Origin of the sequence: Streptomyces sp. NPDC001750 (assembly GCF_042892615.1) — a bacterium.
Classification (GTDB): domain Bacteria; phylum Actinomycetota; class Actinomycetes; order Streptomycetales; family Streptomycetaceae; genus Streptomyces.
Genome location: NZ_JBIAUE010000001.1, coordinates 184,028 through 204,299 on the forward strand (window position 1 = coordinate 184,028; position 20,272 = coordinate 204,299).

The window sequence follows — 20,272 nt, forward strand, 5'->3', positions numbered from 1 at the left end:
GTACGCCTCGGGTCTCCACGGCCCGAACGGGCCCGCCCTCCACCGCGCTCCGTCCCGGCCGGCCCGGCGCGCGCCGTCTCAGCCGGCCCAGCGCCCGGAGAGGAAGGTGACGGCGACGACGGTCATCAGGGGGGCGGCGACGGCGAGATAGGCGGTCTTGACGAGGGGCCTGCGCAGGCTCCACACGGCGAGCCCGACCCACAGGGGCCACCACAGGAGGGTCGCCCGGGGGATGGAGGTGTACCAGTAGGAGGTGCCCAGGGCCCACAGGCTCAGCCCGATGTACGCGGCCTCCGGCCAGCGCCTGCGCCACAGCAGCAGGCCGCACAGGGCGACGCCGACCAGCATGGTGAGCAGCTCGGCCTGGCTCATCAGGGCGTACCCGGTGGCCTGGGAGTGGCCGAAGGCGGCGTGCCAGGTGTTCGCCCAGGCTTCCCAGGGGGCGTGGAAGTCGCGATACCAGCCGCGTTCCTCGGCGTGCTTCCAGGCCATCCAGTCGCCGGTGTGCGCGTGCAGGTACCAGCTGTACAGGAGCGGGGCGAGTGCGGGCAGGAACAGCCAGGGGAGGCGGCGCCAGTGGGCGGCGGTGCGGGCGGTGACCAGGAAGTGGACGGCGAGGGCCGCGGCGAGGAAGAGGCCGCTGACCCGGACGGTGGTGGCCAGGGCCGTCAGCACGGCCGCGAGCGGCCAGTTGAGGCGCTGGGCGGCCAGCCAGGCGGGCAGGGCCAGGGCGAGGAAGAGCGCCTCGGTGTAACCGGCGGCCAGGAAGACCGCGCACGGGGAGAGCAGGAAGAACAGGGCCGCCCGGGGCCCGGCCTCGTCCTGCGGCAGGTACAGCCGGGCGATCCGGGCGAGGGCCACCACGGCGACGCCCCCGGCGACGAAGGAGATCAGGGCACCGGCCGCGGGCCAGCTCGGGACGACCGCATGGACGGCCCGCAGCAGGAAGGGGAAGCCGGGGAAGAACGCCTCCCTGTTGTCCCACTCGGACATCCAGGGCCCCTGCCCGTTCGGGAAGTAGCCCTCCTGGGCTATGTGCAGGTAGTGCCACCAGTCCCACCGCTGCCACGACGAGAAGAACTCACCGGCATACCGGCTCCGGCCGTCGTCGGCGAACAGCCAGCGGGTGCAGTACGCGACGGTCCAGATGCCCACCCGGGACAGCAGGTACAACCACAGCACCTCGCGGTCGGCGGGCGCGAGCCACCGCAGCGGCCGCGGCAACCGGCCGAGGCCGCCCTTGTCCGGTGCCGTGGCGGTGACGGACGGGTTCGGGACGGTCCCGGTCCGGGCTGGCCGGTGCTCGTGCTGCCGGCTGGGGGGAGGGAGGGTCACTTCGGGTTCTCCGGGGTCGGGGTGGGGCGGGCCGGACGGGCCGGACGGTTCGGGTGCTTCGGACGGGCCGGCGGGCCGGACGGGCGCCGCCCGCGGACGGACCGGAGGCGGACGAGGACAGGAGGCGGACAGCGGAGGGAAGCGGGCAGTCGGACAGGAAGGAGAGAAAGCAGAAACAGGGGCGGACAGGAACGGCGGACGCGAAGTGCGCGCGGCTGACGCGGTCAGGGACCGGAGGACGACGGGGACGGCGGATGCGGCGGGGTCGACAGGGAGGACGGAGGCGGACTGGTGCTCCGGCTCGGCGCGACCGGTCCGTCGGAAAGGACGCCACGACCGGTCGCGGGGGATCCGGTCGTCGAGGATCCGGTGGCCGGGGCTTTGGGCGGCAGGCTGCTCCCGGACGGGGAGGGCGCGGAGGAGGACGACGTCGAGCGGCCGGACGCGGGGGGCGTGGTGGCGGGGACGGCGGTGCGCGTGCCCCCGGGCAGGAGCGCGGCGGCAGCGGCGCCCGCGCCGGAGACGGCCAGGCAGGCGCCGACGGCGAGGGTCAGGAGCCGGCGCCGGTACGCCCGTCTCCCCCGTTCGGTGATGATCGACGGCGGAGCGGAACGGGCCCGGGAGCGGCCGATGTCGGCGGCCTCCCGGAACAGCGACCGCAGCGGGTCGTGGGCATCAGGCACTGGGCCCCTCCTCGGTGCGCGGATCCTGCAGGCGGTGCGAGAGCGTGGCCCGGCCCCGGACCAGGTGCGTCTTGACGGTGGTGGGCGCCAGGCCGGTCTCCGCCGCGATCTGCTCGACGGTCAGGTCGCACACGTAGTACAGGGCCAGCGTGCGGCGCTGCTTGAGCGGCAGGGCCCGCAGCATCTCCACCAGGGCCACCGACTCCGGCCCCGGCGCCTCCGCATGGGGCGGGACGCCGCTGCGCCGCCACGCGTCCGCCGTGCAGCGCACGCCCCGCCACCGGCTCACCGCCAGACGCCAGGCGACCGTGCGGATCCATGCCTCGGGCTGCCCCTCCCGGTCGAGCTGACGCCGTCGGCTCCACGCTCTGACGAAAGCTTCCTGCACCACATCCTGCGCCTCGTGCAGATCGCCGAGCATCACGAACAGCTGCCCCGTCAGCCGGGCGACCGTCCGCGCGTAGAACTCTTCGAACTCCTCGACGGTCAACAAACAGCTCCTGGATCTCCTCGGTCTCACCAGGCATACGCCCGGCACCCCGCGTCCGGACGACATCGCCCCGGAAGAAGTCGTGTGACGGTAGCCACATCGGCCGGTGCGGCCCGAAGTCGCCGAGGGCACCGCGACGGCGGACCGGAGGAGCGCATGGAGGTGTTCACGGCCGTACGCGAGTGCCCGGGATCACACGGTGGTTCCCGGCCGTGCAGCGTCGCGAGACCGCGGAACGCGGCCGGACGCCGGGTACGGCCGACGGGCATGACACCCCGTCACGGCCGACGGGCAGGACGCCCGGCGTCATGAGCCCGGACGCGGCGCGCGGGCACGAGGCCGCCCCGGGGCATGAAGCTGTGCCCGCCACGCCCGGGAGATCACGGTCACGGCGGGCACGGCGGCACAAGGGCGCGGCGGGCACGGCGGCACAAGGGCGCGGCGGGCACGGCGCGCCGCGCCCGCTCCACCCGCTTCCGCGCGTGCGCCGCTTCCGCCTCCGCGCTCGCGCTTCCGTCGGCCCTACTTGCGCTTCGCGGCGCCCGCTCCCGCGGTGGCGTCGGCCGTCACCGCGGGATCCGGGGCCTCCTCGAAGTCGACCCTGTCCATGTGCCGGTGCATGGACTTCATCAGCATCCACACGCCGACGGCGAGCGCCGCGAAGACGATGAAGCCGAGGACGCCGGGGGTCACCTTGTTCTTGTCGAACGAGTCGGCAAGCGTGACGAGGTCGGTCAGTGCCTGAGTCGCGTACATATCAGGCATTGTCGCGGATGCCCGCGAAGAGGTCGCTCTCGGGGAGGGAGGTATCGACGAGAGACCTCGCCAGCTCGTACTCCTCGGTCGGCCAGACCTCCTTCTGGATGTCCATCGGGACGCGGAACCAGCCGCCGTCGGGGTCGATCTGCGTCGCATGCGCGATCAGCGCCTTGTCGCGGATCTCGAAGAAGTCCGCGCACGGGATGTGCGTGGTGAGGGTCCGCTCCTCCTGCCCGAACTCCTTCCAGCGCTTGAGCCACTCGCCGTACGGGGACTCCAGCCCCCGGGCCAGCAGGGCCTCGTGGAGCGCCACCGTGCGCGGCCGGTTGAAGCCCTGGTTGTAGTAGAGCTTCTGCGGCTGCCAGGCCGGCCCGAACTCCGACTCCGGGAAGGTCTCGGTGTCCGTCGCTCCCTCGAACGCGATCATCGAGATCTTGTGGGTCATGATGTGGTCGGGGTGCGGGTACCCGCCGTTCTCGTCGTACGTCGTGATGACCTGCGGCCGGAACGCGCGGATGCTGCGGACGAGCCGTCCCGCGGCCTTCTCCTCGTCCTCCAGCGCGAAGCAGCCCTCGGGCAGCGGCGGCAGCGGGTCGCCCTCGGGCAGCCCCGAGTCGACGAAGCCGAGCCACTCCTGCGTGACACCCAGGATCTCCCGGGCCTCGTCCATTTCCTTTCTGCGCACCTCGTGGATGTTCTCCTCGATGTACGCGTCCCCCTGGAGCTTCGGGTTGAGGATGGAGCCGCGCTCGCCTCCCGTGCAGGTCACGACCAGCACGTCCACCCCCTCGGACACATACTTGGCCATCGTTGCCGCGCCCTTGCTCGATTCGTCGTCGGGGTGGGCGTGAACGGCCATCAAACGCAGCTGCTCAGTCAATCTGGGTCCTCAGTGATCGGTCGCGATCCGGTCGCGATTACGCGGTGTCGTCAACGCCGACGCCGTGTGTCGTCGACGTCGACGTGGTGTGTCGTCCCCGCGGGACGTGGGCGCGGGGTGGTGGTCGGGTGGTGGTCCGGGGCTTCTATAGTGACCGAACCGGGGGGCGGAAAATTCCTCGGTCCCCGGCACGGGAGGAACGATCATGACGGCGGTGCGCGACGCGCTTCCGGAGAACCGCTACGGCCGCTCCGCGGACGAGCGCGCCGACCGCAGGCTCAGGATCATCGGTGCGGTGCTCGGCGTCGCCTTCCTCGGTGTGGTCGGCTGGTTCGGCTACGACTACGTCTCCGGCCAGCAGATCAGCGCCGAGATGATCAAGCGCAAGGTCGTCTCCGACGAGCGGGTCGACGTGCACCTGGAGGTGCGCAAGGAAGCGGACGCCAAGGGCTACTGCACCCTCCGCGCCCAGCACGAGGACGGCAGCGACGTGGCCCGCAAGGACTTCCGCTTCGACGACCGCACCGACCGCGTGGACCGCATCGTGTCGTTGCGTACGACCGCGAGGGCGACCAGCGTCGAACTGATCGGCTGCACCGCCGACGGCGGCCCGGCGAACTGACCCGCCGCACAGCGACACCCGGCGACTCCAACAGCCGCTGACCTGCACGTACGCAGACCTGATGATTTACCTTCTCCCCCTTTTCCCGGTGAATTGTTAGGCTCGTGGTTTCGCCCACCCGTAGAGGCACATGCTTACGGGTAGGGCGATGCTTTGTATTCCCAGTACCGACGAGGAGCACCCTGTGACCCAGACCAGCGAAAACGTCACCTGGCTCACGCAGGAGGCGTACAACCAGCTCAAGGCCGAGCTGGAGTACCTGTCTGGTCCCGCGCGCACGGAAATCTCCGTAAAGATCGCGGCGGCCCGTGAGGAGGGTGACCTCCGGGAGAATGGCGGGTATCACGCGGCCAAGGAGGAGCAGGGCAAGATGGAGCTGCGCGTGCGCCAGCTCACCCAGCTCCTGGAGCACGCGAAGGTCGGCGAGGCACCCGCCGACGACGGCGTGGTCGAGCCCGGCATGGTCGTCACCATCGCGTTCGACGACGACCCGGACGACACCCTGACCTTCCTGCTCGCCTCCCGCGAGTACGCGAGCTCGGACATCGAGACGTACTCCCCGCAGTCGCCGCTCGGCACCGGCGTCAACGGCAAGCGCACGGGCGACGTGGCCGAGTACGAGCTGCCGAACGGCAAGATGGCGAGCGTGAAGATCCTCGCGGCGAAGCCCTACACCGGCTGATCCGCAGGCATCGACGACGCGGGGTGCCGCCGACCCGGAAGGGACCGGCGGCACCCGCGCGTTCACGGGGCGAAGCGCCGCGTACGTGAACGCGTGAAGCGCCACGCACAGGACCACGTACGGCAGACGCGGCCCGGTCCGGCACAGCCCGGACCTCAGCCCATCACCAGATAGCCGGCCTCGTGCAGCGCCGCCGAGACCTCCTCGCAGTGCTCCGGGCCCTTCGTCTCCAGTTGGAGCTCCACCTCGACCTCGGTCAGCCCGAGCCGGGGATCGGTGCGGACGTGACCGATGTCGAGCACGTTGGCGTCGACCACCGAGAGCACGCCGAGCAGCGTGGCCAGCGCCCCTGGCCGGTCGGACAGCCGCAGCCGCAGGCTCAGGTAGCGCCCGGCCGCCACCATGCCGTGGGTCAGGACGCGCTGCATCAGCAACGGGTCCACGTTGCCGCCCGACAGCAGCGCCACCACCGGTCCGCGGAACGACCCCGGATCGCTCAGCAGCGCCGCGACCGGACTCGCGCCCGCCGGTTCCACCACCAGCTTCGCCCGCTCCAGGCAGAGCAGCAGCGCGCTGGACAGCTCGTCCTCGGAGACCGTGCGGACCTCGTCGACCAGCTCCCGGACGATCTCGAACGGCACGTCGCCGGGCCGCCCCACCTTGATGCCGTCGGCCATCGTGTTCAGCGAGCCGATCGACACCGGGTGTCCCGCGGCCAGCGAGGGCGGGTAGCCGGCCGCGCCCGCCGCCTGCACGCCCACGACCCGAACGTCGGGCCGCAGCGCCTTCACCGCCAGCGCGACACCCGCGACGAGCCCGCCGCCGCCGACCCCGACGACGATCGTGCGCACCTCGGGGCACTGTTCGAGGATCTCCAGGCCGACCGTGCCCTGCCCGGCGATGATGTCGGGGTGGTCGAAGGGGTGGATGAAGACCGCGCCGGTCTCCCGCGCGTACTCCTGCGCGGCGGCCAGCGCCTCGTCGACGACATGGCCGTGCAGCCGGACCTCCGCCCCGTACTGGCGGGTGGCGGCCACCTTCGGCAGCGGCGCCCCGACCGGCATGAAGACCGTCGAGCCCACGCCGAGCAGCGAGGACGCGAGCGCGACGCCCTGCGCGTGGTTCCCGGCGCTCGCCGCGACGACGCCGGCCGCCCGCTCCACCGGGGACAGGCCGGCGATCCGCACGTAGGCGCCGCGCAGCTTGAACGAACCCGTGCGCTGGAGGTTCTCGCACTTGAGATGGACCGGCGCCCCGACGAGGCCCGACAGGTGACGGCTGCCTTCCATGGGCGTCACCCTGGCCACGCCGGAGAGCATCTTCTGCGCCCCGCGGACGTCGTCGAGGATGAGCGGGGGATGATGGCCGGGAGTGCGGAAGTCCATACGGCAAGTCTCGCAGCCCGAGGGAGATCCGCCGCGTCACCCACGGTCCCGTCCTGCGCCGGTGTTCACGGGTTTGTGCAGCACTGGTACGCGTTGCCCCGGGGCCGCGTACTCTGTCCCCCACCCATCCGACACCGTACGAAGAGAGCTCCCGGCCATGCCCCCTCAGGACATGACGACAGCTGCGTCTCCTTCCGGGGGCGCGGCCCCCGAGCCCACGGAAACCGAGCACGTCCTGGACGCGCTCCAGCACCAGGTCGCGGTGTTCGCCCGCCGTGCCGAGCAGACCCGCCTCGGCGGCGTCGGCCAGGTGCGCAATTCCATGGACCGGGCCGCCTATCTGCTGCTCAACCGGCTGGACCGGGAGGGTCCGATGGGCGTCAAGGCCCTGGCCGCGGGCATGGGGATCGATTCCTCGACCGTGACCCGGCAGGTCGCGCCGCTCGTCGACACGGGCCTGGTCAAGCGCACCTCGCACCCGGAGGACGGCCGGGCCGTGGTGCTCCAGCTGTCCCCGCGCGGCCAGGCACGGCTGGACGAGGTGCGCGACTCCCGACGCGAACTCATGACGCAGGTCACGGACGGCTGGACGGCCGAGGAACGCGAGACCTTCTGCACGCTGCTCACCCGGTTCAACGCGGCGCTCGCCGCCCGGCAGACCGCGCACCAGACGCCCCCGTCGGGCTGACCGCTCCCCGAAGGACCGGACGCACCGGCCGACGCGCCGGGCGACCGGGTGGGCCCGGTCGGCGCACGCCTCTTGACCCGGGGCCCCGGCAGCGGCTCGGATGTGCCGTGTGCGAGAGCGCCGAGCGGACCACGAACGGCACCGCGCCCGGGACTTCGAGTCCTTCGTGGCGGGCGCGGCGGGCCGGCTGCTGCACACAGCCACGCTGCTCACCGCCGAACCCCTGCGCCCGCCCGGCGCCAACCCGCGGGCCCAGCGACTGCTCACCGCCGCGCTGGCCCGCACGTACGCGCGGTGGGAACGGCTGCGCGGCGAGGACCCGTACGACCGCGCCCGGCGGGAACTGGTCGTCCGGTTCGCCCACGAGGTCTGGCGCCATCACCGCCCGCGCGGCGGGCCGCTGGACCCGCTGACCCCGCAGGAGCGCCTGGTACTGGTGCTGCGTCTGTACGAAGGGGTCGCGGAGGAACAGGCGGCGGCGCTGCTGGGGCTTCCGGTGGACCGGCTCCGGGCTGTCTGCCACCGCTCGGTGGCCACGTTGCGCGGCGCCCGCCGCCCGGCGTCCCGGTGGCTGCCGCGGCGACCGCGTCGAAGCCCCGGGGAGACCCGGCAGCCACGACGGCCGATGCGGGCGGCGCCGTGAGCCGCCGCGGCGACAAGGAGGACGAGGTCCGGCGCATGCTGGACGGCCCGCACCCGCGGGTGCCCGCCGACCTGGCGCGACGGGCCGTGACGCGCGGCGGCAGGCTGCTGCGCCGACGGCGGCTCGCCCGCAGGATGCTGCTGGTGGTGGCGTTCGCCGCGGTGGTCGCGTTCGCGGTGTGGGCGGCCACGGCACAGCCGTGGCGGACGCCGCCCGCCGCGACGACCCCGGCGGACGGCTGGTGAGCGCGGATACGCGGCGGAGCCGGGGCGACGCCTCCGCCGGTCGTTCCCGGACGGATGTTCCGGTCGTGCCACCCGGGCGGGCCTCCCGGGCGACACGCCGACCGGGCGTCCCGGGCAGGTGTCCCGGGCGGACACCCCGGGCACAGGTCCCGGTCCCGTCCTGACAGGGATCCCTGTGCCCCGACAGGGATCCCGATACCCGCCCCGGGACACACGCCACGACGCCCGGCCCGCCCCTGGGCACGCACTCGATGCCCGTCCGGCCCGGAACACACCCGGTCCCGGACCGGGTCCGTCAGCCGAGCGCCTGCGTCAGGTCGGCGATCAGGTCGTCGGCGGACTCGATGCCGACGGAGAGCCGGACGAGGTCGGCCGGAACCTCCAGCGGGGAGCCCGCCGCCGAGGCGTGCGTCATCCGGCCCGGGTGCTCCACCAGGGACTCGACACCGCCCAGCGACTCACCGAGGGTGAACAGCTCGGCCCGGTTGCAGACCTGGATCGCCGCCTCCTCGCCGCCCGCGACGCGGAACGACACCATGCCCCCGAACGCCTTCATCTGCTTGGCGGCGACCTCGTGCCCCGCGTGCTCGGGCAGACCCGGGTAGAGGACCTGGGTGACCTTGGGGTGACGGGTCAGCAGATCGGCGATCTTCGTGGCGTTCTCGCTGTGCCGGTCCATGCGGACCGCGAGCGTCTTGATGCCGCGCAGCACCAGCCATGCGTCGAACGGTCCGGCCACCGCCCCCATCGCGTTCTGGTGGTACGCCAACTCCTCTGCCAGACCGGGGTCGTTGACGATCAGCGCGCCGCCGACGACGTCCGAGTGGCCGCCCATGTACTTGGTGGTGGAGTGCACCACCACGTCGGCCCCCAGGGCGAGGGGCTGCTGGAGGTACGGGCTGGCGAAGGTGTTGTCGACGACCAGCCGCGCCCCCGCCGAGCGGGCCACATCGGCGATCGCGGCGATGTCGGTGATGCCGAGCAGCGGGTTGGACGGGGTCTCCACCCAGATCGCCTTGGTGCGCGGGGTGATCGCTTCCCGTACCGCCGACACGTCCGAGGTGTCGGCGACCGAGAACTCCACGCCCCACCGCGAGACGACCTTCGCGAACAGCCGGAACGTGCCGCCGTACGCGTCGTTCGGGATGACCACGTGGTCGCCGGGGGTCAGCAGGGTGCGGAGCAGGCAGTCCTCGGCGGCGAGGCCGGAGGCGAAGGCCAGACCCCGACGGCCGCCCTCCAGGGCCGCGAGGTTCTCCTCCAGGGCGGTACGGGTCGGATTGGCGCTGCGGCTGTACTCGTAGCCGCCGCGCAGCCCTCCCACACCGTCCTGCTTGTACGTGGATACCTGGTAGATGGGCGGGACGACGGCGCCGGTGAGGGGATCGGCGGTGTTTCCCGCGTGGATCGCGAGGGTTTCGAAGCTGTGCTGGTCGCTCATGGGGCCCGAGCGTAGTTCGTCACGAGGTCCCCCACCCCGCTTCCGGGCCGTCCGGTGACAATGGGGGCATGGAGATTCTCTGGTTCCTGATCGCGCTGTGCATGCTCACCGCGGTCATTGGCCCCTTCGTGCTGCGCCGCCGCGGCGGAATCCGCCAGGTCGCGCCCGGTTCACCGGACGCCGCCGACCCGGACGCCTACGGCTTCGCACGCCAGGAGGAGCTGGACATCCGGCTGCCGGGTCCGGACCAGGACCTCCTCGACGTGCTCGAAGTGGTCCAGCGTTCCCAGGACTGGCGTGCGGCCTCCCAGCTGCTGGCCGGCACGCCCAAGGAGGGCGAGGTGCGCTGGCAGCGGGTGCAGGCGTTCGCCGGTGCGGCCTCGCTGGAACTGGCGGAGCGGCCCGGTGTCGGTGGTGCGTGGCTGCGCGCGTGGCGGGCCGAGGCGCCGAAGGACGCCGGAGGAGCGGCGGTGCACGCCGAGTTCCTGGTGCAGCAGGCGTGGCGTTCGTCGACCGCGGGTACGGACGACTTCCGGATCATCCTGGAGGAGGCCCGTACGGTCTGCGGCGAGGCGGCGCTGCTGGCGCCCGGCGACCCCGTTCCGTACCTCGTCGAGCTGGCCGTGGCGCGCGGACTCGGTTACTCCCACGAGGAGTTCGACCGGCTGTGGGCGAAGGTGATCGACCGCGCCCCGGCCCACATGGGCGCGCACCTCGCCGCGCTGCACTACTGGTGCGAGAAGTGGCACGGCTCCCGCGAGGAGGCCGACCGCTTCGCCACCTCGGCCGCCGCCCGCGCCCCGCAGGGCTCGCTGCTGGCGGCGCTGCCGCTCTTCGCGGTGTACGAACACCTGCCGGAGGTCAACCTCGTCCAGGGCTTCTACCGGAGCGCGGTGGTGACCAAGGCGGTCGAGGGCGCCCTGTTCGCGGTGCACGCGGCCCGGCAGGACGATCCGATGCTCGCCCACGTGCGCCATCTGCTGGTCTTCTTCCTGGTCCGGATGGAGCGCTGGTCGGAGGCGATGAACCAGATCGTCCGCGTCGACGGCCATGTGGGCGCGCTGCCGTGGACCCACAACCCCGACCCGGCCGCCGCGTACACGGTCCACCGCGCGCTGGCGGTCGCGGGTTACGAGGCGAACGGCGGGAACCCGGCGACACTGCCGCGATAGGACGTCGCGGCCCGACGACCGCCCACACGTGCCGGGCACGACCACCGCCCCTGCGACGCGTACGGGCCCGTGCGACGCGTACGAGGAGGGCGCCGGAATCCCCGGCGCCCTCCTCGCGTTATGGCCATGTATCCGCAGCCAGGAGGAGCCCCCGCATGTTTCCGTACCGCCGCACCCCCCAGCTCCCCACCCCCGAGGAGGCCCTGAAGGGCCGACCCGGGCCCACGTTCGCCGTCCCGTCCCGCCACACGGTCCTCGGCAACCCGCTGCTGGGCCCGTACCCGGAGGGCCTGGAGGTCGCGGACTTCGGGCTCGGCTGCTTCTGGGGCGCCGAGCGCAAGTTCTGGCAGACGGAGGGCGTCTGGACGACGCTCGTCGGCTACCAGGGCGGCTACACCGAGAACCCCACGTACGAGGAGGTCTGCTCGGGACTGACCGGTCACACGGAGGCGGTCCGCGTCGTCTTCGACCCGAGCACCGTCTCGTACGCCCAGCTGCTGAAGCTGTTCTGGGAGTCCCACGACCCGACCCAGGGCTTCCGTCAGGGCAACGACGTCGGTACGCAGTACCGCTCGGCGATCCACACCCACTCCCCCGAGCAGGCGGCGGCCGCCGAGTCCTCCCGCGAGGCGTACCAGCAGGTGCTCACCGGCTCCGGCCACGGCACGATCACCACGGAGATCCTCCCGGCCGAGGACCGCACGTTCTGGCCCGCCGAGGCGTACCACCAGCAGTACCTGGACAAGAACCCGGCCGGCTACTGCGGCATCGGCGGCACGGGCGTCTCCTGCCCGATCGGGGTCGCTCCCGCCGGGGAGTGACGAGCACCGAGCACCACGGGCCCCCACCCGGGAGAGGGTGGGGCCCGTGGTGTCGCCGGGCACGAGGGATCAGATGAGGCCCTGTGCCAGCATCGCGTCCGCGACCAGTTCGAAGCCGGCGATGTTGGCACCGACCACGTAGTTGCCGGGGCTGCCGTAGCGCTCGGCGGTCTCGTAGCAGGAGTCGTGGATGTGGCGCATGATCTCCGCGAGGCGTTCCTCGGTGTGGGCGAAGGTCCACGAGTCGCGCGAGGCGTTCTGCTGCATCTCCAGGGCGCTGGTGGCCACGCCGCCCGCGTTCGCGGCCTTGCCGGGGGCGAAGGCGACGCCCGCCTCCTGGAGGACGCGCACGGCCTCCGGCGTGGTGGGCATGTTGGCGCCCTCGGCGACCGCCTTCACACCGTTGCGCACGAGGACGAGGGCGTCGGCCTCGTGCAGCTCGTTCTGGGTGGCGCAGGGCAGGGCCACGTCGCAGGGGACGTTCCAGACGCCACTGCCGGGGACGTACGTGACGTGTTCGCCGCGGCGCGCGGCGTACTCGGAGATCCGGCCCCGGCCGGCCTCCTTGATCTCCTTGAGCAGGGCGAGGTCGATGCCCTTGTCGTCCACGACGTAGCCGTCGGAGTCGGAGCAGGTCACGACGGTGGCGCCGAGCTGCTGGGCCTTCTCTATGGCGTAGATCGCGACATTGCCGGAGCCCGAGACGGCGATGCGCTGTCCGTCGAGGGACTCGCCGCGGCTGCGCAGCATCTCGGCGGTGAAGAGCACACAGCCGTAGCCGGTCGCCTCGGTACGCGCCTGGGCGCCGCCCCAGCCGAGGCCCTTTCCGGTGAGGACGCCGGACTCGTAGCGGTTGGTGATCCGCTTGTACTGGCCGAACAGATAGCCGATCTCGCGGCCGCCGACCCCGATGTCACCGGCGGGGACGTCCGTGTACTCGCCGAGGTGACGGTGGAGTTCGGTCATGAACGACTGGCAGAACCGCATGATCTCGGCGTCGGAGCGGCCCTTCGGGTCGAAGTCCGCGCCGCCCTTGCCGCCGCCGATGGGCATGCCGGTGAGCGCGTTCTTGAAGATCTGCTCGAAGCCGAGGAACTTCACGATGCCGAGGTTGACCGAGGGGTGGAAGCGCAGGCCGCCCTTGTACGGGCCGAGCGAGCTGCTGAACTCGACGCGGAAACCGCGGTTGACGTGGATGTCCCCGGAGTCGTCCGACCACGGCACGCGGAAGATGAGCTGGCGCTCCGGTTCGCAGACCCGCTCGACGATCCGGGCGTCCACGAACTCCGGCCGCTTCACGAGGACCGGGCCGAGGGTCTCCAGGACCTCCCGCACCGCCTGGTGGAACTCCTTCTCGCCCTGGTTGCGGCGGAGGATCTCGGCGTACAGCGGCTCGATGACCCGGCTCTCGGTGGCGTGCGGGGTGACGGGTTCAGGGGTGGTCTGCATCTGATCAAGACCTTCCATGGGTCGGAGTCGCGCGCGAAAGTGCCCCGTCCCGGGGACACCAGCGGTCCCCCTCCCCATTGAGGGCGTCGCCCAGACATCGCACGCTCCGGCGGCTCACGAAGGCGACGTACAGAACCGGTGTGGCACCTCGATTGTCCCAGTGCGTCCCACGAGGTACACCACGGCATCCACATAGTGGTCCCGGCTCGACCGGAACCCACCCTCGGATTCACAACAAAAGCGACATATCGCTACGGCGTCCGGCTCAGGCTTCCTTGCGGTCGCGCAGCATCCACAGTCCGGTACCGGATCCGATCGCGATCAGACCGGAGACGACGCCCAGCACTATCTGCGTGCTCTCCTTCGGCACGCCGAAGCTCGCGAAGACATTGGCGGCGAGCGCGGCGACGAGAACGATCCAGAGCAGCGACTTCATGGTGTTTCCTCCGTGGTCGGGGGTCGACGGGTGAGGACTTCATCATCACCGGCCGGGACGCTCCGCCACGAGGGACCGCCCACCCGGAGTCATGGTGCAGCCGGCTACACCATGACGTGGCCGTACGGGCCGTCCGCGCGCGATGTCCGACGCGCGCACGACGACGTCCGGTACGAACCGGGTCGGCGTCGCGCATGAGCCATCGGGGCCGCGACACCCATCAGGACGGTGCGGCGGCACCCATTCGGGATGGTGCGGCGGCGCTCAGCAGGGCGGGGTGGCGTTCAGCACTTCCCCTGCCGGGAGGGCAGGTACGAGGAACCGATCCGGTAGTCGCCGGCCCCCGGCACCCTCAGCCGGGTCCACTCACCCGCGCGCTCCAGACATCCGCCGTCCGCCCGCAGCCAGGGCGAGTAGGCGACGCGGACGGTCACCGACCCGCGCTCGCGAGCCCGTACGACGAGCCCGGCGCCGTCGCCGCCGACGACGGACGCGCCGACGCCCGAGACCATGGGTGTCGCCCGCTCGACCCGGTAGACGCGCCAGTGCGGGTCGCGCCAGACCAGCCGCAGCCAGTCCGGTTCGCCGCGCACGAGTGCGGCCTCCTCCTTCGCCGCCCAGTCCGGGGTGCCTTCCGGCAGGACGACGTACCCCACCGCCCAGTGGTCGAGCCAGGAGCGATAGCTCCCGGCGGAGAAGGATCCGTCGTAGAAGAGTGCTCCGCGCTCCACGTCGAGCTGACGGTTCCAGCCGCGGGCCAGGTTGACGTGCGGGCCGAGGACGGTGGTCTCCCGGTGATCGATGGCCGGTACGGCCTCGACGCGGGTGCGGTCGGCGCCGAGGCGATCGAGGGCGGCCACCACTCCCTTCGTCCCGGTGGCCCACGCCGGGACCGGCGTCGACATCTCCAGTACGTGGACGGCGTGCTGGGTGACCCATTGCAGGGACAGCGCCAGGGCGGCGCCGAGGGCGACCTTCCGCCAGAGCCGCACCCCGTGGGCCAGGAGCGCGGCGAGCAGGACCGGGGCCCCGAACAGCTCGGCCAGCCGGATGACGTTCGAGCCCACCGGCGAAGGAACGAGAGCGGTCAGCACGACCCCCACCGCGTAGACCCCGGCGCCGAACCGCAGCACCCGCCACTCCCGCGGCGCCAGCACGACGAGCAGGACGCCGAAGAGGACCGGCTTCCAGACATCGCTGGTGGCCATGGGCATCTCGCCGCTGAAGGGAAACAGCAGCGTGGTCAGTCCGACCACGGCCACGGCCGGGGCACACAGCACGGCCGCCTTCCGCCACTCCCGGTTCAGCAGCCGGCCCGCGCCCACGACCAGCAGGAAGAGTCCGGCGACCGGACTCGCCATCGTCGCCAGGGCGCTGAAGACGGCGGCCACGACCGGTCGGCACGCACCACCCGTCAGCACCAGGCACGAGACCAGGGCGAGCGCCACCCCCAGGGCGAACGTGGACCGCCCGGAGGCCACGTTGCACCAGAGCGTCAGCGTCGCCACCAGGGCGGGCCACAAGGGATTCCTCATCCCGCTGCGCACGAACAGGGCCGCCGCCAGCCAGGAGGCGGCCACCCCCGAGAGCGCGGTGACGGTCCGCACCCCGACCAGGGCCATCAACTGCGGTGCGATGACGCTGTAGTTGCCGACATGGATGCCGCCGTACCAGGAGAGGCTGTACGGAGCGCCCGGGTGCCGTGCCACGAAACCGGACCAGAACACCTGGGCCGCGAGGTCTCCGCCGCCGGTGGCGAGGAAGGCCGCCCAGAACGCGTACAGAGGCACGGACAGGGCGGTGGCCAGGAGCGGCACGCGGCACCGCCGCAGGAAGTGGCCCCGCTCGGTCTCTCCTGGACGCACACGCCGGGCGGACGATCCGGCCGTCTCGACGACGGGCTGCGCAGAGGGTCGCACGGATGGTTCCGTTCAGTAGTCGAGCAGGAGCGGCGATGAGCACGCCGGTGCTGTGGCCGGAAAGGTTTGCCGGGAAGCTCGCGGCGTCCGGTGCGGTGCGTCGCAAGCCGGAGGATCGCCCTCGCACGGGACGTACTCGGGTGATGCGACAACGCGGCGAGGTGCCGTGCCGGACGCCGCGAGCCGGTGAACCTTTCGGTCGCAGCACTGCGTAGGGCGTGTTTCGAAAGTAGCGTCGTTCGCCCGCGGGCCGGACGGGATTTTCGAAACACGCCCTGGCGCCGACGGACCGCGTTGCGCGGTCGACGGTTCGACTTCGGTCCCGGCCCCGCCGGACCGGCACACGTCGGCGCGCTCAGGCCGGCGCCGGTTCGCCGCGCCGCGCAGAAGGCGGCGGCACCGCGGATCGGGAGGATCCGGGTGCCGCCGCCTTCGTGCGTGCGGAAGAGGGGTTCCGTACGGACGCGGGGTCCGGCTGCGTCCGGTGCGACGGAAACGTCTCCGGTGCTGCGGAGGCGCGTCCGGCGCCGCGGAAAGGAGCGGAGGGAGCCGCGTGGCCGTCAGACCGCGGAGCCCGCCTTCCACTCCGCCCAGTTCATGTTCCAGCCGTTGAGACCGTTGTCGGGGGTGATGGTCTTGTCCGGGGAGTTCTTGACGATGACGAGGTCGCCGATGAGCGAGTTGTTGTAGAACCAGGCAGCGGGCTGGTTCGCGTCGCCCGCGCCCTTCACGTCGGCGAGACCGACACAGCCGTGGCTGGTGTTGGCGCTGCCGAAGATCGACCGCGCGCCCCAGTAGTTGCCGTGGATGAAGGTGCCGGAGGTGGACAGCCGCATGGCGTGCGGGACGTCCTTGATGTCGTACTCGCCACCGAAGCCGACGGTGTCACCGTTCATCCGGGTCTCCTTGTACTTCTCGGAGATCACCATCTGCCCGTTGTACGTGGGGTTGGCGGAGGAACCGGCGGATATCGGGATGGTCTTGATCGTCTTGCCGTCCTGGGCGACGGTCATGGTGCGCGCGGCGACGTCGACCGTCGAGACCTGGTTGCGGCCGACCTTGAAGGTGACCGTCTTCTGCTGCACGCCGTAGACGCCGTCCGCGCCCTCGACACCGTCCAGGTCCAGCTTCAGCGTGACGGTGGAGCCGCCCTGCCAGTAGTTCTCGGGGCGCAGGTCGAGGCGCTGGTTGTTGAACCAGTGGCCGGCGACCTCCTGGCCGCTGCTGGACGTCACGGTGATACCGGCCTGAACGGCCTTCCGGTCCGTGATCGGCTTGTTGAAGTTGATCGACACCGGCATGCCGACGCCGACGGTGGAGCCGTCCTCGGGGGTGAAGTTGCCGATGAAGCTGTTGTCGGGCGACACGGTGGTGAAGGAGGTGTTCTCGTGCGCCTCGCGGCCCTTGGAGTCCTTGGCCGTCGCGCTGATCTTGTACGTGGTCGAGCGCTCCAGCTGAGCGTCCGGCTGCCAGCTCTTGCCGTCGGCGGCGAGCGTGCCCTTGACCTCCGCACCGTCCTGCGTGGTCATGGCGACCTGCGTCAGCGTGCCCTTGGCGACGGTGACCCTGGCGGCGTTGTTGATGCTCGCGTTGGTCGCACCGTTCTTCGGCGCGATGGATATCTGCGCCTCCGACGCGTCCTTGGCGGCCGCCTTGTCGACCTCGGCCGCCTGCGACTTCTTCGAGCCCTCGGCGCCACCGTCCGCGTTGCCGCTGTCGCAGGCCGTGAGCGCCAGTACGCCACCGAGCAGTGCGGACGCGACCGAGAGGGCCCTGCGCCGCTTGCTGTCCGTCATCACACGCATCTCCATCGTTGCCGATTCCCCAAAAACCCCGAGCGGAGCCGCCGGTGACCGGCGAGACCCGTCAACACACCTAGAACCCACGGAATGGGCCCTTCGTTCCACATCCCCTGAAGATGTGGGGAACAACACTGATCGACGCGCCCCGGGCGGCGGCGGTTCCCCGGCGCCTGCCATTGTTGCGGGCCCGATACACAGCACGCTCCGGTACGGTCCGATCCGGTCGGTTCCGGTCCCGGACTTGTGCCCCGGTCCCGATCCGTGTCCCCGTCCCATGCCGATCCGCGTCCCGTTCACGGGAGCCGAGCCGTCCGGGAGTCGGCCCCGGTCCGCGGCACGGCTCGCGTCGTCGTGTCCGTCGAGGTTTCCCCCATTGTGCGGGACGCCGCCGACAACTCCCCCGCCACAACCCCTTCGCGGCGGCTTTCGAGGGCGGCGGGGGCCGTGATTTCCGACACCATGCCGCCCGGAGCCCGATGCGCCGTGATCCCTCCGGAGCGAACGGCTCGTGCGCGGGGCGCGGGGTCCACGAACATGCGACTTTCCCATGACCCGCTGGTTTCACTAGCATCGGTGCGCATGCCTGACTCACGGCTGTGACAAGGGGGTTCATCCGTGGCCGTCGCTCGCCGCCCGCTTCTGACCGCCACTGCCGCGGGCACGTTGCTGGCCGCTCTGTGGTTCGTCCCGTCCGCCAACGCGACGGACGAACGGACCGACGGGACGGGCGGAACCACGACGAGTGTGACGGGCCCGACAGGCCGGAGCGCCGGCTCGGCGCACCGGAGCACGGATCCGACGGGCCGGGGCACGGACCCGACGGTCGTCTCGGCCGCGTCCGACGCCTCTGCCGTTTCCCTCACCCCGGTGACGTCGAACTCCCCTGGTGCGTCGGGCTCCCCCCGCACCTCCGACGCCCCGGGCACCTCGGACGCCCCGGACGCCCACGGCGACGGGGCGGCCACCGCCGTGAGCGCGTCGTCGTCCGGCCTGGAGCTCGCCGCCACCGGGAGCGGGGTCGACACCACCCCGTACCTGTTCGGCGGCGCCGCGTTCCTGGGTGTCGGCGCGGCCTTCGTCACCTACTCGATCCGCCGCGCCGACACACAGTCGCCCTGTTGCCGACCGGGCCCGCTCGGCCCCGTCCCGAAGTCGCGCAGAGCCCTCTCCGACCCCGAACGGCCGCGCCGCCGACCGGGATCGCCCGCGAGGTCCGCTCAGGCCAGCGGCCCGGTGACCGGCTCGACCGCCGCGACCAGCGCTCCCCTGCGGACGAACGCGTCCGCCGCAGCCAGGTCCGGCGACAGGAAGCGGTCCGGCCCTGGCCCCTCGACGCCCGCCGCGCGCAGGGCCTCGACGGCGGCCCGTGAGGCGGGGGCGGGGGTGAGCCCCTCGGCGGCCCGCAGTTCGATGGCACGCGTCGCCGCATACAGCTCGACGGCGATGATCCGGGCGAGGTTGTCGACGGCGGTACGGAGCTTGCGCGCCGCCGACCAGCCCATGGAGACGTGGTCCTCCTGCATCGCGGAGGACGGGATCGAGTCGGCCGACGCGGGCACGGCGAGCCGCTTCATCTCGCTGACCAGGGCGGCCTGGGTGTACTGGGCGATCATCAGGCCCGAGTCCACGCCCGCGTCGTCGGCGAGGAACGGCGGCAGCCCGTGCGACCGGTTCTTGTCCAGCAGCCGGTCGGTACGGCGCTCGGAGATCGAACCGAGGTCGGCGGCGACGATCGCCAGGAAGTCGAGTACGTACGCGACGGGCGCGCCGTGGAAGTTCCCGTTCGACTCCACCCGTCCATCGGGCAGGACGACGGGGTTGTCGACGGCGGCGGCCAGTTCGCGGTCCGCGACCGTCGCGGCGTGGGCGAGGGTGTCGCGCCCGGCGCCATTGACCTGGGGCGCGCAGCGCACCGAGTAGGCGTCCTGCACTCGTGGGGCGTCGTCCTGGTGATGGCCGGTCAGGCCGGATCCGGCGAGGACCCGCAGCATGTTGTCGGCGCTGGCGCCCTGGCCCGGGTGGGGGCGTATGGCGTGCAGCTCGGGGGCGAGCACCTTGTCCGTGCCGAGCAGCGCCTCCAGGGAGAGAGCGGCGGTGATGTCGGCGGAGGTGTAGAGATTGCGCAGGTCGGCGAGGGCCATGACGAGCATGCCGAGCATGCCGTCGGTGCCGTTGAGAAGGGCGAGGCCCTCCTTCTCGTGCAGCTCCACCGGGGTGATGCCGTGGGCGGCGAGCAGTTCGCCCGCGGGGCGCACGACGCCGTCGGGGCCCTCCGCGTCCCCCTCGCCCATGAGGGTCAGGGCACAGTGGGAGAGCGGGGCCAGGTCGCCGGAGCAGCCGAGCGAACCGTACTCGTGGACGACCGGAGTGATGCCCGCGTTGAGGACGTCGGCCATGGTCTGCGCGACCTCGGGGCGTACGCCGGTGCGCCCCGAGGCGACCGTCTTGAGCCGCAGGAACATCAGGGCGCGGACCACCTCGCGCTCGACCCGCGGGCCCATGCCGGCGGCGTGCGAACGGACGATGTTGCGCTGGAGCTGTGTGCGGAGTTCGTGGCCGATGTGCCGGGTGGCGAGCGCCCCGAATCCGGTGGAGACGCCGTAGACCGGCTCGGGCTTGGCGGCGAGCGCGTCCACGACCTCGCGAGCGGCGGCGAGCGCCTTCACGGCGGCCTCGGAGAGCTCGACGCGAGCGTTGTCGCGGGCCACGGCGATGACGTCCTGGGCCGTGGTTCCGGACGTCCCCACCACGACTGTGTGCATATCCATATTCAGCAGCGTACGGACTGAATCCCGCCATGTCACCAGTGGTCGTGCGGTT

The 20,272-nt window shown here is 71.9% G+C and carries 19 protein-coding genes; 7 read left to right on the forward strand and 12 right to left on the reverse strand.

Annotated features, from left to right (window positions below; genetic code table 11):
* Positions 1-78: 78 nt before the first annotated feature.
* From ACFYY6_RS00785 to mca, 5 genes are all read right to left on the reverse strand, one after another.
* Positions 79-1,335, reverse strand: coding sequence for a mannosyltransferase family protein (locus ACFYY6_RS00785; protein ID WP_351628173.1), 1,257 nt, complete (start codon positions 1,333-1,335; stop codon positions 79-81).
* Between the two features lie 224 nt (positions 1,336-1,559).
* Positions 1,560-2,018 carry a hypothetical protein gene (locus tag ACFYY6_RS00790; RefSeq protein ID WP_351517425.1) on the reverse strand — a complete coding sequence of 153 codons (459 nt, stop codon included), beginning with the start codon at positions 2,016-2,018 and terminating at the stop codon, positions 1,560-1,562.
* Entirely contained in the window at positions 2,011-2,508 is a 498-nt protein-coding gene (locus ACFYY6_RS00795; RefSeq protein WP_389191107.1) for a SigE family RNA polymerase sigma factor, read from the reverse strand. Before ACFYY6_RS00795 ends, ACFYY6_RS00790 begins: the two co-directional genes overlap by 8 nt.
* A gap of 522 nt (positions 2,509-3,030) precedes the next feature.
* Positions 3,031-3,264, reverse strand: coding sequence for a hypothetical protein (locus ACFYY6_RS00800; protein ID WP_351517422.1), 234 nt, complete (start codon positions 3,262-3,264; stop codon positions 3,031-3,033).
* 1 nt (position 3,265) lies between these two features.
* Positions 3,266-4,147, reverse strand: a complete 882-nt coding sequence (gene mca / locus ACFYY6_RS00805; RefSeq protein WP_389191110.1) for a mycothiol conjugate amidase Mca — start codon at positions 4,145-4,147, stop codon at positions 3,266-3,268.
* A gap of 205 nt (positions 4,148-4,352) precedes the next feature.
* Between mca and ACFYY6_RS00810 the strand changes: the two genes are divergently transcribed.
* Both ACFYY6_RS00810 and greA read left to right on the forward strand, forming a co-directional pair.
* On the forward strand, positions 4,353-4,769 hold the full coding sequence (locus ACFYY6_RS00810) for a DUF4307 domain-containing protein (protein ID WP_389191113.1): 417 nt from the start codon (positions 4,353-4,355) through the stop codon (positions 4,767-4,769).
* A gap of 184 nt (positions 4,770-4,953) precedes the next feature.
* On the forward strand, positions 4,954-5,451 hold the full coding sequence (greA, locus tag ACFYY6_RS00815; RefSeq protein WP_351517419.1) for a transcription elongation factor GreA: 498 nt from the start codon (positions 4,954-4,956) through the stop codon (positions 5,449-5,451).
* 155 nt (positions 5,452-5,606) lie between these two features.
* Here greA and ilvA read toward each other — a convergent pair whose 3' ends face one another.
* Entirely contained in the window at positions 5,607-6,836 is a 1,230-nt protein-coding gene (gene ilvA, locus ACFYY6_RS00820) for a threonine ammonia-lyase (protein WP_351517418.1), read from the reverse strand.
* A gap of 157 nt (positions 6,837-6,993) precedes the next feature.
* Between ilvA and ACFYY6_RS00825 the strand changes: the two genes are divergently transcribed.
* The 3 genes from ACFYY6_RS00825 to ACFYY6_RS00835 all read left to right on the forward strand — a co-directional run bounded on the left by ACFYY6_RS00825 (position 6,994) and on the right by ACFYY6_RS00835 (position 8,412).
* A complete protein-coding gene (locus tag ACFYY6_RS00825; RefSeq protein WP_351517417.1) occupies positions 6,994-7,524 on the forward strand; it encodes a MarR family transcriptional regulator in 531 nt (176 codons plus the stop codon).
* 109 nt (positions 7,525-7,633) lie between these two features.
* Positions 7,634-8,167, forward strand: a complete 534-nt coding sequence (locus tag ACFYY6_RS00830) for an RNA polymerase (RefSeq protein WP_351517415.1) — start codon at positions 7,634-7,636, stop codon at positions 8,165-8,167.
* Positions 8,164-8,412 carry a hypothetical protein gene (locus ACFYY6_RS00835; protein ID WP_351517414.1) on the forward strand — a complete coding sequence of 83 codons (249 nt, stop codon included), beginning with the start codon at positions 8,164-8,166 and terminating at the stop codon, positions 8,410-8,412. Before ACFYY6_RS00830 ends, ACFYY6_RS00835 begins: the two co-directional genes overlap by 4 nt.
* Positions 8,413-8,707: 295 nt before the next feature.
* Here ACFYY6_RS00835 and ACFYY6_RS00840 read toward each other — a convergent pair whose 3' ends face one another.
* Entirely contained in the window at positions 8,708-9,853 is a 1,146-nt protein-coding gene (locus ACFYY6_RS00840) for a cystathionine gamma-synthase (RefSeq protein ID WP_351628165.1), read from the reverse strand.
* A gap of 68 nt (positions 9,854-9,921) precedes the next feature.
* Here ACFYY6_RS00840 and ACFYY6_RS00845 point away from each other — a divergent pair, with 68 nt between their 5' ends.
* Both ACFYY6_RS00845 and msrA read left to right on the forward strand, forming a co-directional pair.
* Complete coding sequence (locus ACFYY6_RS00845) at positions 9,922-11,025, forward strand: hypothetical protein (RefSeq protein WP_351517410.1); 1,104 nt, start codon at positions 9,922-9,924, stop codon at positions 11,023-11,025.
* 155 nt (positions 11,026-11,180) lie between these two features.
* Positions 11,181-11,846 carry a peptide-methionine (S)-S-oxide reductase MsrA gene (gene msrA, locus ACFYY6_RS00850; protein WP_351517409.1) on the forward strand — a complete coding sequence of 222 codons (666 nt, stop codon included), beginning with the start codon at positions 11,181-11,183 and terminating at the stop codon, positions 11,844-11,846.
* A 69-nt stretch (positions 11,847-11,915) separates the two neighbouring features.
* On the opposite strand, the gene gdhA is transcribed toward msrA, so the two are convergent.
* The 5 genes from gdhA to hutH form a co-directional block, all read right to left on the reverse strand.
* Positions 11,916-13,295 carry an NADP-specific glutamate dehydrogenase gene (gene gdhA, locus ACFYY6_RS00855; RefSeq protein ID WP_351517407.1) on the reverse strand — a complete coding sequence of 460 codons (1,380 nt, stop codon included), beginning with the start codon at positions 13,293-13,295 and terminating at the stop codon, positions 11,916-11,918.
* Between the two features lie 265 nt (positions 13,296-13,560).
* Positions 13,561-13,731, reverse strand: a complete 171-nt coding sequence (locus ACFYY6_RS00860; RefSeq protein ID WP_351517405.1) for a hypothetical protein — start codon at positions 13,729-13,731, stop codon at positions 13,561-13,563.
* A gap of 284 nt (positions 13,732-14,015) precedes the next feature.
* Positions 14,016-15,548: a hypothetical protein gene (locus ACFYY6_RS00865; RefSeq protein WP_389191455.1), complete on the reverse strand. Its 1,533-nt coding sequence runs from the start codon at positions 15,546-15,548 to the stop codon at positions 14,016-14,018.
* A 662-nt stretch (positions 15,549-16,210) separates the two neighbouring features.
* A complete protein-coding gene (locus tag ACFYY6_RS00870) occupies positions 16,211-17,446 on the reverse strand; it encodes an Ig-like domain-containing protein (RefSeq protein WP_389191116.1) in 1,236 nt (411 codons plus the stop codon).
* Positions 17,447-18,669: 1,223 nt separating this feature from the next.
* The gene (gene hutH, locus ACFYY6_RS00875; RefSeq protein ID WP_351628145.1) at positions 18,670-20,220 is read right to left on the reverse strand and encodes a histidine ammonia-lyase; all 1,551 of its coding nucleotides are present in this window, start codon (positions 20,218-20,220) and stop codon (positions 18,670-18,672) included.
* Positions 20,221-20,272: the final 52 nt, after the last annotated feature.

Excerpts from the sequence above, each read along its gene's own strand:
- ilvA (WP_351517418.1), bottom strand. The coding sequence starts at position 6,836 with ATGGACTTCCGCACTCCCGGCCATCATCCCCCGCTCATCCTCGACGAC.
- ACFYY6_RS00840 (WP_351628165.1), bottom strand. The coding sequence starts at position 9,853 with ATGAGCGACCAGCACAGCTTCGAAACCCTCGCGATCCACGCGGGAAAC.
- ACFYY6_RS00810 (WP_389191113.1), top strand. The coding sequence starts at position 4,353 with ATGACGGCGGTGCGCGACGCGCTTCCGGAGAACCGCTACGGCCGCTCC.
- ACFYY6_RS00800 (WP_351517422.1), bottom strand. The coding sequence starts at position 3,264 with ATGTACGCGACTCAGGCACTGACCGACCTCGTCACGCTTGCCGACTCG.
- gdhA (WP_351517407.1), bottom strand. The coding sequence starts at position 13,295 with ATGCAGACCACCCCTGAACCCGTCACCCCGCACGCCACCGAGAGCCGG.
- ACFYY6_RS00845 (WP_351517410.1), top strand. The coding sequence starts at position 9,922 with ATGGAGATTCTCTGGTTCCTGATCGCGCTGTGCATGCTCACCGCGGTC.
- hutH (WP_351628145.1), bottom strand. The coding sequence starts at position 20,220 with ATGGATATGCACACAGTCGTGGTGGGGACGTCCGGAACCACGGCCCAG.
- msrA (WP_351517409.1), top strand. The coding sequence starts at position 11,181 with ATGTTTCCGTACCGCCGCACCCCCCAGCTCCCCACCCCCGAGGAGGCC.
- ACFYY6_RS00860 (WP_351517405.1), bottom strand. The coding sequence starts at position 13,731 with ATGAAGTCGCTGCTCTGGATCGTTCTCGTCGCCGCGCTCGCCGCCAAT.
- ACFYY6_RS00825 (WP_351517417.1), top strand. The coding sequence starts at position 6,994 with ATGCCCCCTCAGGACATGACGACAGCTGCGTCTCCTTCCGGGGGCGCG.
- ACFYY6_RS00870 (WP_389191116.1), bottom strand. The coding sequence starts at position 17,446 with ATGACGGACAGCAAGCGGCGCAGGGCCCTCTCGGTCGCGTCCGCACTG.